This is a genomic window from Marinobacter sp. KMM 10035 (assembly GCF_046537445.1).
Taxonomy (GTDB): Bacteria; Pseudomonadota; Gammaproteobacteria; order Pseudomonadales; family Oleiphilaceae; genus Marinobacter; species Marinobacter sediminicola.
In genome coordinates, this window is the sequence record NZ_JBBVMG010000001.1 from 2,438,189 (window position 1) to 2,450,535 (window position 12,347).

19 protein-coding genes and 1 tRNA gene are annotated in these 12,347 nt (G+C 52.7%); 5 read left to right on the forward strand and 15 right to left on the reverse strand.

The window, feature by feature from the left end; all coding sequences use genetic code 11:
- Window positions 1–137: 137 nt before the first annotated feature.
- Window positions 138–1,337, forward strand: a complete 1,200-nt coding sequence (locus AADB16_RS10870) for a DUF445 domain-containing protein (RefSeq protein WP_410803216.1) — start codon at window positions 138–140, stop codon at window positions 1,335–1,337.
- A gap of 30 nt (window positions 1,338–1,367) precedes the next feature.
- A complete protein-coding gene (locus AADB16_RS10875; RefSeq protein WP_410803218.1) occupies window positions 1,368–1,700 on the forward strand; it encodes a hypothetical protein in 333 nt (110 codons plus the stop codon).
- Here the strand turns inward: AADB16_RS10875 and AADB16_RS10880 are convergent.
- The 5 genes from AADB16_RS10880 to AADB16_RS10900 all read right to left on the reverse strand — a co-directional run bounded on the left by AADB16_RS10880 (window position 1,697) and on the right by AADB16_RS10900 (window position 3,931).
- Window positions 1,697–2,023, reverse strand: coding sequence for a TusE/DsrC/DsvC family sulfur relay protein (locus tag AADB16_RS10880; RefSeq protein ID WP_410803220.1), 327 nt, complete (start codon window positions 2,021–2,023; stop codon window positions 1,697–1,699). The two genes, AADB16_RS10875 and AADB16_RS10880, sit on opposite strands and share 4 nt — an antisense overlap.
- A 3-nt stretch (window positions 2,024–2,026) precedes the next feature.
- Entirely contained in the window at window positions 2,027–2,311 is a 285-nt protein-coding gene (tusB, locus tag AADB16_RS10885; protein ID WP_410803222.1) for a sulfurtransferase complex subunit TusB, read from the reverse strand.
- A 25-nt stretch (window positions 2,312–2,336) separates the two neighbouring features.
- The gene (locus AADB16_RS10890; protein WP_410803224.1) at window positions 2,337–2,687 is read right to left on the reverse strand and encodes a DsrE family protein; all 351 of its coding nucleotides are present in this window, start codon (window positions 2,685–2,687) and stop codon (window positions 2,337–2,339) included.
- 1 nt (window position 2,688) lies between these two features.
- The gene (gene tusD, locus AADB16_RS10895; protein WP_410803226.1) at window positions 2,689–3,105 is read right to left on the reverse strand and encodes a sulfurtransferase complex subunit TusD; all 417 of its coding nucleotides are present in this window, start codon (window positions 3,103–3,105) and stop codon (window positions 2,689–2,691) included.
- A 109-nt stretch (window positions 3,106–3,214) separates the two neighbouring features.
- Window positions 3,215–3,931, reverse strand: a complete 717-nt coding sequence (locus AADB16_RS10900) for a Bax inhibitor-1/YccA family protein (RefSeq protein WP_353962117.1) — start codon at window positions 3,929–3,931, stop codon at window positions 3,215–3,217.
- Window positions 3,932–4,188: 257 nt separating this feature from the next.
- Here AADB16_RS10900 and AADB16_RS10905 point away from each other — a divergent pair.
- Both AADB16_RS10905 and AADB16_RS10910 read left to right on the forward strand, forming a co-directional pair.
- Window positions 4,189–4,279: transfer RNA gene (locus AADB16_RS10905), tRNA-Ser, on the forward strand.
- A 162-nt stretch (window positions 4,280–4,441) separates the two neighbouring features.
- The gene (locus AADB16_RS10910; RefSeq protein ID WP_309043444.1) at window positions 4,442–4,660 is read left to right on the forward strand and encodes a hypothetical protein; all 219 of its coding nucleotides are present in this window, start codon (window positions 4,442–4,444) and stop codon (window positions 4,658–4,660) included.
- A gap of 47 nt (window positions 4,661–4,707) precedes the next feature.
- Here the strand turns inward: AADB16_RS10910 and hemH are convergent, their stop codons facing one another.
- The 4 genes from hemH to AADB16_RS10930 form a co-directional block, all read right to left on the reverse strand.
- Window positions 4,708–5,817 carry a ferrochelatase gene (gene hemH, locus AADB16_RS10915; RefSeq protein WP_410803229.1) on the reverse strand — a complete coding sequence of 370 codons (1,110 nt, stop codon included), beginning with the start codon at window positions 5,815–5,817 and terminating at the stop codon, window positions 4,708–4,710.
- A 45-nt stretch (window positions 5,818–5,862) separates the two neighbouring features.
- A complete protein-coding gene (locus AADB16_RS10920) occupies window positions 5,863–6,291 on the reverse strand; it encodes a TIGR01244 family sulfur transferase (protein WP_309043446.1) in 429 nt (142 codons plus the stop codon).
- Window positions 6,292–6,353: 62 nt separating this feature from the next.
- On the reverse strand, window positions 6,354–6,785 hold the full coding sequence (locus AADB16_RS10925) for a DUF6691 family protein (RefSeq protein WP_410803232.1): 432 nt from the start codon (window positions 6,783–6,785) through the stop codon (window positions 6,354–6,356).
- Between the two features lie 4 nt (window positions 6,786–6,789).
- Complete coding sequence (locus tag AADB16_RS10930) at window positions 6,790–7,227, reverse strand: YeeE/YedE family protein (protein WP_410803234.1); 438 nt, start codon at window positions 7,225–7,227, stop codon at window positions 6,790–6,792.
- Window positions 7,228–7,618: 391 nt separating this feature from the next.
- Between AADB16_RS10930 and AADB16_RS10935 the strand changes: the two genes are divergently transcribed.
- Window positions 7,619–8,035 (forward strand): phasin family protein, encoded by a 417-nt coding sequence (locus tag AADB16_RS10935; protein ID WP_410803236.1) that lies wholly within the window; start codon window positions 7,619–7,621, stop codon window positions 8,033–8,035.
- Between the two features lie 7 nt (window positions 8,036–8,042).
- On the opposite strand, the gene AADB16_RS10940 is transcribed toward AADB16_RS10935, so the two are convergent.
- The 6 genes from AADB16_RS10940 to AADB16_RS10965 form a co-directional block, all read right to left on the reverse strand.
- Window positions 8,043–8,675 (reverse strand): TetR/AcrR family transcriptional regulator, encoded by a 633-nt coding sequence (locus AADB16_RS10940; protein ID WP_410803238.1) that lies wholly within the window; start codon window positions 8,673–8,675, stop codon window positions 8,043–8,045.
- An 18-nt stretch (window positions 8,676–8,693) separates the two neighbouring features.
- Complete coding sequence (gene xthA / locus AADB16_RS10945; protein ID WP_309043451.1) at window positions 8,694–9,506, reverse strand: exodeoxyribonuclease III; 813 nt, start codon at window positions 9,504–9,506, stop codon at window positions 8,694–8,696.
- Between the two features lie 81 nt (window positions 9,507–9,587).
- Entirely contained in the window at window positions 9,588–9,827 is a 240-nt protein-coding gene (locus tag AADB16_RS10950; RefSeq protein WP_410803240.1) for a hypothetical protein, read from the reverse strand.
- 151 nt (window positions 9,828–9,978) lie between these two features.
- A complete protein-coding gene (locus AADB16_RS10955) occupies window positions 9,979–10,203 on the reverse strand; it encodes a hypothetical protein (RefSeq protein ID WP_410803242.1) in 225 nt (74 codons plus the stop codon).
- Window positions 10,200–11,474, reverse strand: a complete 1,275-nt coding sequence (locus AADB16_RS10960; protein ID WP_410803244.1) for a class I SAM-dependent methyltransferase — start codon at window positions 11,472–11,474, stop codon at window positions 10,200–10,202. The genes AADB16_RS10955 and AADB16_RS10960 overlap by 4 nt, the downstream gene beginning before the upstream one ends.
- Window positions 11,462–12,346, reverse strand: coding sequence for a DUF1365 domain-containing protein (locus AADB16_RS10965; protein WP_410803246.1), 885 nt, complete (start codon window positions 12,344–12,346; stop codon window positions 11,462–11,464). The genes AADB16_RS10960 and AADB16_RS10965 overlap by 13 nt, the downstream gene beginning before the upstream one ends.
- Between the last annotated feature and the right edge of the window lies 1 nt (window position 12,347).

The window sequence follows — 12,347 nt, forward strand, 5'->3', positions numbered from 1 at the left end:
GCTTCTCGGCCAATGTCACATAATGCTGGCTATCGCATCATTCGTTCTACAATCCGAGGCGACACCTAATCGCCCGTCCGTTCACTAATGATAACGCCTGCAGGTTAATTGCCTGTATTTGAAAACCGGGGTTCCGCTTGTTTGATGCTGCGTTTGTTTCCGTGCCCATAGTGGCTGCCTTGGTAGGCTGGTTTACCAACTGGCTTGCTATACAAATGTCTTTTTACCCGGTTCAGTTCTTAGGCGTTGGTGTGATCGGTTGGCAAGGCGTTATTCCTCGCAAAGCCGAGAAAATGGCCCATATCTGTATAGATCGAACACTTCGGCAATTTGGTGATCTGAATGCCGTCTATCAAAAGTTGGAGCCTCAAAAGATTGTTGAGCAGGTTCTTTCACAGGTAACGCCAAGGCTTGATGAGTACATTGATGAAATGATGTATGAGATTCAGCCGGTGCTTTGGGATAACTTGCCGATGTTTTTGCGCCGGCGGATTTATCAGTGGGCGCGGGAGCAACTGCCGGCACGCATAGAAGGCCTGGTTGAGGATTTTGGCGATGATCTCGATGAGTTGGTTGATCTCAAAGCGTTGCTAAGCAGAGAGCTCAAGCAGCACCCTGATCTGATGAATCGCATATTTAAGCAGGCTGGCGCGGTTGAACTCAGATCCGTCATTAATCGTGGCGCCGTTATCGGCGGTATCCTTGGGTGTGTTCTTGCTCCGGTCTGGTCAATCTATCCTGAACCCTGGCTGCTGCCCGTTGGCGGGTTTGCAATCGGCTTTGTCACCAACTGGCTTGCGATTAATCTGATTTTTGCGCCCCTGAAACCTCGTCGTTTTTTGTTCTGGAAAATTCAGGGGCTGTTTCTGCGGCGCCAGCCTGAAATCAGCGACATATGGGCAAAGCTGGTAGCAGAAGAGCTGATAACGGTCGAGAAGGTTGCGGATGCGATGATAAACGGCTGTCGGGGCGATCGCACCCGTGCAATCATACAAAAGCATCTGCGGCCACTGATGGACAATTCCTTGTTGATGAAGCTTTCAGCTCAAGTAACGGTTGGGATGAGCGGCTATACCGATTTGAAAAAGGCGATGAACCAGCAAGCCCTTCATGCAACCCAGGATGTCTTCAGCAACCCTGCTTTTAACAAGGAGCGGGCACCCGTTGTAGCCAGAGTCCTGGCTGGGCAAATGAAGGCACTTCAGCCTGCAGAATTTCAGGACATACTCCGCCCGGCATTCCGCGAGGAGGAGCTACAGCTGATGTTTGTTGGCGGCATATTTGGTGCGGTCGCGGGAACCATACAGTTTATGGCGCTGATTCAATACGCGCTTTAGCCACTTCATATTGATTCAAAGGAGAGCATCATGCCTGCCTGGGCAATGTTGGTCGCACAGTTTGTTGTTACCGCCTCTGCGGTTCTTTCAGTACTTTTGAGCTTTTGGCTGCTAGTGATTCGACCTTATCTTGATCGAAAGGTGGCAGAGATTGTCGCTATGACTGACGAAATTGAGCCACGTGTGGCCCAAGGCGTAAAGCTGGGTGTTGCTGAAACGCTGAGGGAGTTACCTGAAAACGCCTGGGAAGGCACCGTTAAGGAGTCTACACGACAGTTCCTGAAGTTTGGTTCCGGTATCTTTGAGAACGGACTCAGCAGTTTTCTTGGCAGCGCAGCAGACCTGGAACGGCACAAGCCCTAGAGGCAATTTGTCGGCCGGGGCAGGCCAGCTATCCGGCAAGCTGTTTTGGCAGGGGCGCCAGGAAAAAGCTGCATAAGATATATGCTGTTACCTTTGTCCTCACCCAAAGCCTCTTTCACTGATCTCACAAACAGTCGATTTGAGGGTGGCGACATTTCATGTTTATTATAAAACTCCCGCAGAAGCCCTATGATTTCCCAGTGTTTTTCACTGAGATCTATTTGATCTTCTGCCGCAATGATAGCGGCGATTTCGGGCGACCAGTCGCTTGAGTTTTCGAGAAACCCTTCATTGTTTCTCTCAGGTGTTTTTGCTTTTGTCATGGGTTACCAACTTATTACTTTCTGTGCCCGTGCGGTCAGTTCAACCATGGCAGGGAAATCCACAAGGGAAGCTTCCGCAGCGCTGTGGGCAATGCCGCGCGCTAGCACGTCTGGTGCCAGTGCATAAATTGTGATGCCCGCTTGCAGATCGCGACAGGTCGCAAGTGTCAGCACCGCGCTTTCAATCAGAAGCAGGACATCCCCGGGCTCTACAGCACGTAGGCACTCCGCCGAACGCGGGTGCTCGGGCGCCTTGTTCAGAATGTGAAGAGTGTCAATCTCGGTCATAACGGGTTCCGGGCCTGTCTTTGAGTTAACCTGCAAAGGCGATGTGTGAGTGTTGGCGTATTACCTCAGCACTGTTTTCAGCCATGGCGACTCCCGTCACCATGTTGTCCTGGACAAGTCCATAACGGGCACAGGCTGTTGCATCTGCATATAGAGCTTCAACACCAAAAATCAACGCGGCCGACAGGTTTTTTTCTACGGATTTTTGCCCAATCCCCTTAGTTTCCTGAGACTTTCGCAGCCAGTTAACACCGGAGCCTGTAAACAGCAGTGCAACCGGTTGGTCGAATGCTGCAAGGGAAAATGCCATGTCGAGAGCTTCGCGTCCCGCCCATGTGCCGTAAGGAGGCTGGTCGATCACTATTAGTGTGCCCATGTCAGTCTCCGCCATGGAAATAGAGTACCCGTGAAGACGCCATGCTGCCCTCTACCCACTCGCCAAGCCCGGCAATAATGAATGGCTCCCGGATGTTGTTGGCAGGTAACTCGTAACGCTTTTGCTCTGAGTCATTTACCAGGCCACGTCGTAAGGCAGAGGCAATACAGGCGACGCCAGATATGGCGTTATCACTCAGAAATCGTGACCATTGGTCTGCCCAGTGGTGTTCGTCTGAGGGAGGCGCAGAGAGCGAGGACGCAAGGTGAACGCCCTCGCCATAAAGAAACACTCTGTCTACCGTGTGGCCCGCTGCTATCGCTGCCTTGGCAAACGACAGAGCTGTTTGGGGCGCTTGAGAAGAGTAGGGGGCTCCGGTGATGACCAGTGTGTAGTTTTGAAGAGATATGGTAGCCATGGGTGCGGTTCTCGCCTGATGTGGGGCCAGTGTACCAATAGCAAAAACCCCGGCAAAGGCCGGGGTTTTTGCAAACTACGAAACGCCTGGAGTACTCCGGGCTGTTTGATCAGTCGTTGGAGAAGGCACCAATGAGGTGTAGCAGGCTCACGAACAGGTTGTAGATGTTCAGGTACAGGCCCGTGGTAGCCATGATGTAGTTGGTTTCACCACCGTTAACGATACGGCTGGTGTCGTACAGGATGAAGCCAGACATCAGGAATACGATCGCTGCGCTCAGGGCCAGGCTGAATGCAGATACTTCAACTCCGAACATGGATGCAACCATGGCTCCCAATGCTGCAACCAGCACCACAACCAGACCGGCAACGAGCATGCCGCGCATGAAGCTGAAGTCTTTCTTGGTGGTCAGCACGTAGCCGGACAGGGCGAAAAACACCAGGCCGGTGCCACCGAGGGCTTGCATGATGATCTCACCACCATTTGGGAACTGCAGGTAGTAGAACAGGATTGGTCCAAGGGACAGTCCTAGCAGGCCCGTGAAAGCAAATACTACGGCAATGCCGGCAGAACTGTTCGCGGTACGCGGGAGAACAAACCAGATCAGAGCGAGTGCGCCCAGGCTGCATACAAGGCTCGCGCCCTGACTCAAGCCAATGGACATGGATACGCTCGCCATGACAGCACTGAATACCAGCGTCATTGCCAGCAGGGTGTAAGTGTTACGCAAAACCTTGGTAGCTGATGCACTCATTGGTGCAGTCGCGGACCCACGGGCAATCATGCCATTGCGGTTCTGCTGAGCATTGAACTGTCTGTTTTGCATTCTGATCTCCGGTTAAATGCAACTTGGTTGGCTAAGGGCGTCAGGCGCAAAGCCTGATAGACGCCAATCACCTGGAATTACACTCCATCATAATGTCGAATTCTCAACTTTCAATCATTTACGACACGAAAGTCGTCCTTAGATTCCATTAAATGCAGTTAATGTTGAAATTTGCATGGAGTTTTGTGCAGGGCGTTGACAGCACAGACAATTCCGGTATCATGCACACCGCTGTCGCTAGGCAGCAATGGAAAAACGGTGGGCTGGCAGAGTGGCCGAATGCAGCGGTCTTGAAAACCGCCGAAGGTTTGTAGCCTTCCCGGGGTTCGAATCCCTGGCCCACCGCCATTTTTTCCATAGAATCAAAGAGCTAACCTCCCAGCAGCACCCCCCGTAATCGCCAAATAAAACCTCAGTTTGCCTCTAAGACTTTAAACTTGGCAGATCAACCCCCATCTATCCCTCTATGCCCAGCTTTGCATTTAATGTGCCGCCAACCGGGAGATAGTTATGCCTGACGATAAATCCGATACCGTGAAAAACACCGACGTTGCTGATCGCCGCGATCGTAAATTTTCTGTATCCACGAACCGCGGCCAATCCAGCCACCGGGTGCGCTATGTTGAGGCGGGTGGAGCTGGCGTAGATATCGATGAATGTACGTTTTGTGAGGCCATGCCGGATCTGTCTGGCCCGGCGCAGAAGTCTGAAGACCAAACCGACAAATAGAGGTGCGGCTCAGCAGCGGGCTTGATGAACGCCACTGAGCCGTTGTTTCAGAGGCCGCGGCCGGGACAGATCGCGTTTTTTTGATCATCTGCATGCTGGTTACGAGCAGCCAGCGTTTCAGGTTGATTGTCTGGCAAGTCCCAGCCTTTCAGGTTTTCTTCAATCAGTTGCACCAGGGCCTCAATGTGCCCGGGTGTCGCATTCAGCGCAGTGATGTAGCTGAAGCCTTCGCCGCCTGCCTCCATAAAGTACCCGCGGTTTTCTTCATCGATTTCTTCAATGGTCTCCAGGCAATCAGAAGAAAAGCCTGGGCAAAACACATCTATCGATTTGATTCCCTGACCGGGCAGCGCTTTCAGCGTCTCGTCGGTATAGGGCTTCAGCCACTCCTCTCTGCCAAATCGCGACTGGAAGGTGGTCATATAGTCGTCTTTCGCCAGGCCAAGCCGTTCTGCAAGCAGTCTTGAGGTTTTGTGGCACTCGCAGTGGTAAGGATCGCCTTTGGTGAGATATTTAAGGGGCACTCCGTGATAGGAGAGTATCAGTTTCTGGTTTCGGCCTTTCTCTGCCCAGTGGCTCTCAATATGGCGTGCCATTGCCTCAATGTAGGGCGGGTAATCCGGGTAGTGTGAAATAAAGCGTAGATCCGGTAACCAGCGGCGCTTCGAGAAATCTTTGGCAATGGCGTCGAACGTCGAGGCCGATGTAGAAGCGGAATACTGCGGGTAAAGTGGCAGGACTATCAGTTTCCTGACACCCTGCTGTTGCATTTCATCAAGTACTCTTGGAATAGAAGGGTTGCCGTAGCGCATGGCAAAGCCTACAACCACGTCATTGCCGTATTTCTTCCTCAGAACCTCCTGAACACCTTCAGCTTGCTTGGCCGTATGAATCAGCAGGGGCGAGCCCTCAGGTTGCCATACACTGGCATAAGCCGCAGCGCTGCGCTTGGGGCGTATGCGAAGGATAACTCCGTGCAATATCAGCCACCAAAGGGGGCGAGGCAGTTCAACTACTCTGGGGTCAGAAAGAAACTCACCCAGATATCGTCTTAAGGCTGAGGGTGTTGGGGCATCAGGTGTGCCCAGGTTGGTTACCAGCACACCAATCCGTTCCGGTTGGTTGTGCCGGAGGTTCTCTGAACCTATGTATTGCATGGGGAGGTGGATCCTGAGCGTTGATCGTAAAGAACGAGGTAATATTTACTGGCTGCGAGCTTGCTGCGCCATGCGAGGGGCCAAGCCGCTGATGTCGTAACCGGCGCCCCGAGCCTTGGTGAAAACTTCCTCGGCGTTAGTGCTGCGGGCCGCATTAAGTGCCCAAAGGACCGTGCAGCGGGTCCCGCTTCTGCAGAAAGCTAATACGGGCTTGTCGGAATCCTGGATCATGGCGCCAAAACGATCAACATCGGCATCTGTTACATTCCCCGATGCGACAGGCATGTACACCCAGGTCATGCCGTTTTCCAATGCCGCTGCCTCAATATCCGCCATAGCAGGCTGGCCAAATTCTTCCTGGTCGGGACGGTTTGCAACCAGGGTTTTGAAGCCAAGTCTGGCGGCTTCTGCCACATCTCCATATGTGATCTGGGGAGACACAGAAATCGTGTCATCAATCTTTCGGATATCCATGGGGGGTAGTCTCCGGATTCAATAAAAGAGCGAGGTTATCATCTCATAGGTGATGGCGCCTGTCAGAATGAAGGGCCGGATCTCATGCGCTCAGCCATCTCGAATATCCCCATCCCAGCAATCATGGATGCTACAAATACAACAGCTTTGATCTCACCCGCACCCAAACCCACAAGCCCAGGCCCCGGGCAGAAACCGGCAATACCCCAACCAGCACCGAACATCAGGCCGCCGATGATCAGGCGTTTATCTATGTGAGTGTGTGCCGGCACCTTCATGCTGAAGCCAAGGAACGACAAGGTTCTTTTGCGTGCAATGGCAAATGCAAAAAGCCCGACCAGAACCGCTCCACCCATGACGAACGCAAGAGATGGATCCCAGAGGTCTGTAATATCAAGAAAGCCCAATACTTTTTCCGGGTTTGCCATACCAGATACGATTAGACCAAAGCCAAACAGCAAGCCTGCAAATAAAGAGGCCAAAGCAGATTTCATGAAATTACACTCCCAGTACGTGTCGGATAATATAAACAGTCACAAACCCGGCGAACATGAAGCTCACAGTTGCAACGAATGATCTGGGCGACAGCCGCGATAGTCCGCAAACGCCGTGGCCGCTTGTGCAGCCGGACCCATATCGCGTACCAATGCCCACAAGGAGACCCGCAATTATAAGGGCAGGGTATCCAGCCTCTATCTCAATGGGTGGCAACTCCGCGACGAGCATCCAGATAACCGGTGCACCGATGATTCCGGCGAGAAATGCAATTCGCCAGTTGATGTCGCCGGAAGATGGAGAGAGCAACCCTCCGAGAATGCCACTGATTCCGGCAATCCGGCCGTTTAGCAGTAGAAAGCTTGCAGCGGCGAGACCTACCAATACGCCACCAATTAGTGCCGACCAGGGAGTGAAACTACTCCAGGCGATGTCAATCATTCAGTAACTCCTGTAACGCGTCACTTCAGTAAAGGTATACCAGTTGCTTATGATGCAAGCAGCTATCGTGGTACATAATGGAATAAGCTTATAACCACGATCAATCATACCAAAAAAAAGCCCGGCGGGAATGCCGGGCAGAGGCGTGCGAGTAGTATCCATGAAAGGCTTCCAGACAAACCGGCGTCATCGAGGACTCCGGTATAAGCAAGTATTGCCTATATTTTGAACACTTCAAGCTGGCAGCCGCTTTGCGTGGGAACATTTTTGCATATAAACCCCGCTGTTATACTGAGCCCTGCTGCAATGGGGCTTTCAGCCCGACTGAAATTGCCTGCCAGCTGTAATATAATGGGCTTTGAGTGAATTATCCCTTCCCAGAGGTTGTTACATGTCTGATGAGAACGACAAAAGCCCGGAAAATGATCCGCAACTGGCTGCAAAAATAAAGGACTCAGCACGGCAGATCTGGCTGGCTGGCCTTGGAGCCTATACAAAAGCTGAGGAGGACACAGGCCGCTTCTTTGAGCGCCTTGTTCAGGAAGGCGAACAGTTGGAGAATAAAACCCGGGGAGCGGTGGAGAAACAAATTCGCTCCGTGGAAGATCGGGTTGAGGGTGTTCGTGAGCGAGCAACAGGCACTTGGGATAGGCTTGAACATCTTTTTGATGAGCGCGTGTCGGGCGCATTGCGTAGGCTTGGCATTCATCGCAGGGAGGATATAGCGGCCCTGGAACACAGGATTGAAGCACTGGAAGCGGAACTCTCGATGCTACGTGGCGAGAATCGCGCAGACGAAGAAGAGTAAAGGCGCCTTACATCAGGTAGCCTAGGCTGATCAGTTTCGCATGCTCCTGAACATCGGGAGCGAAATAGGGCAGCATCAGGTGCATCATCTGATATACGCCACGACCGGGGTCTACCAATTCCCGGTCATCAAGGTGGGATAGTGTGTCGTACGCACTCCAATAACAGGCAGTCAGGGTGAGCTGCTCACACAGCGAGCCCAGATCATCGTCTGCAATTCTCATCATGTTCTGGTTTCGCAGGCTTTCGCAGATGCTACGGAAAGCCCCGGTCTTCTTTTTAAGTATCCGTTTGAACCGCAACTGCAGGCGTTCGTAGCGGGATAGTACATTTACCAGATCCTGGTACAGGAACCGGTACCTTGCTACAGCTTCAAATAACATGTGCAAGAAGAAACTCTGTTGATCAAGGCTGATATCCACATCTTCAGGAACACTCAGCAAATCCAGCACTTCGGACTCAAATGCAGAGAACAGCTCCTCTACAATGTCGCCCTTACTCTTGAAGTGGTAATACAAGTTGCCAGGGCTGATATCCAGCTCATCCGAGATCAGTAACGTCGTGACGTTGGGCTCACCCAAACTGTTGAATAACGACAGGCTGGTGTTGAGTATTCTGTCCCGGGTTTTAATTTTTGTCATATCGGCCCTGGCCAGGTATCAGAGTTCAAATGTAGCCCACACCGGGCAGTGATCGGATGGCCGCTCCATGCCGCGGAACTCGTAAGATACGCCAGCTTCCTTCGCTTTCGTTAACAGGCCGTCGCTGGCCATGATCAGGTCGATGCGCAAGCCCCGCTTGGGTTCCCGATCAAACCCTTTGCTGCGGTAATCAAACCAACTGAAGGTTTGTGCTTCATCAGGGTATAGGTGGCGAAACACGTCGGTGTAGCCGCGGGCTTCAACCTGGCCTAGCCATTCCCGTTCTTCCGGGAGGAACGAGCATTTGCCGGTGCGCAGCCACCGTTTAGCGTTGTCCGGGCCAATGCCGATGTCTTTATCGGTAGGGGAGATATTCATGTCTCCCATGATCACCACGTGGCCGTCCCGATCGTTAAGCTCGTCGAGGTAGGCCATCAAATCCGCATAAAACTTTTCTTTGGCGGGGAACTTCACCGGGTGGGCGCGGCTTTCGCCTTGGGGGAAATAACCGTTGAGGACAGTGAGCTTTTTCCCGTTGATGGTGAACTGGCCGGTAATCATGCGTCGCTGGGCGTCTTCATCATCTCCGGGGTAGCCTTTAAGAACCTGGTCTGGCTCCATACGGGATAGCAGCGCAACACCGTAGTGTGTTTTCTGGCCGTGGAAATGCACGTGGTAGCCCAGTTCGCGAATGGCCTCAACCGGGAACTCTTCATCTCTTACCTTGGTTTCCTGAAGCCCGATGAAATCCGGGTTATGGCTTTCAATCAGCGCTTCAAGCTGGTGCAGGCGGGTACGTATACTGTTGACGTTAAAAGACACAAACATCATGGCTAAAAACTCTCCGGCGTTGGTTGCTGCAGGAGTTTACCACATTGACACCGTTGAGCTGCGTCCACAGAGACGGCAGTTTCAGGGCGTGAGGTCACATTCCGGGTAGTTGCTCACGGCATAATGAATGGTTGCGGTGTAGTTTTGGTCGGCGTTCTTGCGCACGTTGGTGAGGCCCGCATCTACTACCAGATCGTTCGAAACCTTCACGCTGTGACGCTCGGGTTGGCCCTTGGGCGGGTTCCATACGACCGCTGCAGAGTCCGAATCTGGGTAGTTGATATCAAGCGACTCCTGAAACTCTGGTTGTGTGTAGTTCACTGTTGGGCGCAACGCAGATGCGCGGTAATCGAGGCGCTTTTCCCGCGCTGGATGCAGCTACGCCAGTAAACTCAAACACATCGGCGTACACCTGTCCCGCCGAGGCGGCCAGAACAAATGCAGCAGGTATACATCCAAAGCCCCGGTTCATCTACGTCAGCTCCGGGTAGAGTGACTTTCGGGCAAACAACAACAGCGGAAACACCAAAAGCCAACGTAATGCCAAGGCGGCCAGGGAGAGCGGCAGATCAGGCAGGGAAACATCTCCCAGTTTGCTTGCAGGCCAATAGGCGAATGGACCTGCAACGGGGGCAAACCACCCAATCTGAAAGAGTATGAAGTTCAATGTGTTACGGGCCGTTTCTGACGTAATCATACACTCAGTATGTTCCGGCGCTTGTTGCCGGGTTTGGCGAAAACCAACTGTGATACCCCGATAGCCCGCTCGCTGAACCCTGCTTCGCAGTAGGCGAAATAGAAGTGCCAGAGCTTGCGGAAGGCTTGGTCATAGCCCATAGACTCAAGGGTTTCACGGCTGGCCATAAAGCGTTCGCACCAGTCCCGGAGCGTGCGAGCATAATGAAAGCCGGTATCTTCTGAGTGGGTCAGAACAAGATTTGACTGATTGCGCACCGATTCCAGAATGGCACCGAAGGAAGGAATAAAACTCCCGGGGAAGATAAACCGCTGGATAAAATCCACGTTATTCAGGGCGCGCTGGTAACGTTGCTCCGGCATGTTAATGGCCTGAACCAGGGCCAGCCCATCTGGCTTCAACAATGCGTTAATCTGGCTGAAATAGCTGTCGAGAAACTGCGGCCCTACGGCCTCGATCATCTCGATGGAAACCAGCTTGTCGAACTGACCTGCCAGATCGCGATAATCATCGAATAGCAGAGTGATTTTGTCGTCCAGGCCCTCGCTGCGTACTCGCTCTTGTGCCAGTTCCAGCTGTTCTTTGGAAATCGTGGTGGTGGTTACGTGGCATCCGTAGTGTTTGGCAGCATGGATGGCAAAGCCTCCCCAGCCGGTGCCTATCTCGATCACCCGGTCGCCGGGCTGTAAGTCCAGTTTCTTACAGATGGTGTCCAGCTTATGAACGGCAGCTTCTTCCAGTGTCGAGTCAGCGCTGGGGTAAATCGCAGAGGAATACATCATGGTGGGATCGAGGAAGATTTCGAACAGATCGTTGCCCAGATCATAATGGGCGCTGATGTTCTTTCTGGAGCCGTCTTTTGTATTGCGGTTCAGCCAGTGCAAGCTCTTCAGTGCAGGCTTGGTGACCCAACTGAACTTGTCTTCAAACTCGTTCATCCGGTCTATATTTCGGGTAAAAAACCGGAGCAGGGCAACAAGATCCGGTGAAGACCAGTCTCCAGCCACATAGGCTTCTGCCGCACCAACACTGCCGCCAGTCAGCAGGTCACGCCATGTGCTTTGGTGGTGAACAATCAGCTCTGCGGGTGGGTGTTCAGAGTTGCCATCGCCAAACACCAGGTCGTCCATGCCGGATTGACGAATGGTGAGGGTACCTGCTCCCAATTGCTTTAGCTGTTGGATAACCAGGTTGCGCGCTATCCGGCTAACCAGTGACGCGTTGCCTTGAGAGTTGGCGATAATATTGGCCGAAGTGTTCATGTTCTCCATGAGCTTACCTTTCCTCGAGTCTTGTTTGAGTCGCCTGTGCTGGTCACATCGACCCCCTGATCTGTGCCTCCCAGCCTGTGGGCGGGGTCACTGTCAGCGAGTTTGTCCGGGTGCGTGTAGAAGGGCGCACCCTTGAATTTCAGCTTCAGCGCGTGCCAGTAAATACCGGCCGCAACCTTGAATGCTTCCACCGGGAACTGGCGCAGACTTTTATGGAGGGTTTTACGAGTGAGAGGGGCTCTCTGGACTACCAGGGTGGCATCAAAATGTTTATTGCCTTCTTCCAGAACGTTCATGTGGACTCTCAGCTCTGGCCCGCGAAAGCTGAATGTCCATTCGTAGTGTTGCGCCATGGCGTTGAAGGGCGATACATGAAAACGTTTGGAGAACCCGAACTGCTCTGTGCGCCATCCGGCTGCATTTGCTTCGCTGCCAATAGTTTCCAGGCAATACACATGGCGCTCATGCCAGGGCGTATTGGTTATTTGTGCCATGATCACAGCAGGAACATCGCCGTTGGCACCGTTTTCGCCAGCGCGATAACAGAAGTAAAAACTCACAGGGTTAAAGATATAGCCCGCATAGCGGGGGTGGGTAATCAGTTCCACTACACCATCAGGAAACCAGTCTGTTGCAGTTTTCACCTGATCCCGCACAGCTGCTGAAAGATCGCCGGCCTCTGGCCGGAAGTAATCTTTACGTTTCAGGGACATCCAATTGAAGCGTTCAAGTGAAAAGAAGGGGCTCACCTGGGTAACCTGATGCCACTCATCCGTGTCCAAAGCCAGCATGCCTGTGTGGTATTCAAACTCGTGCCGAACCGGATACAGACGTCGGTGGCGGATTGAGCCTTGTAACCATTGGCTGGCCATA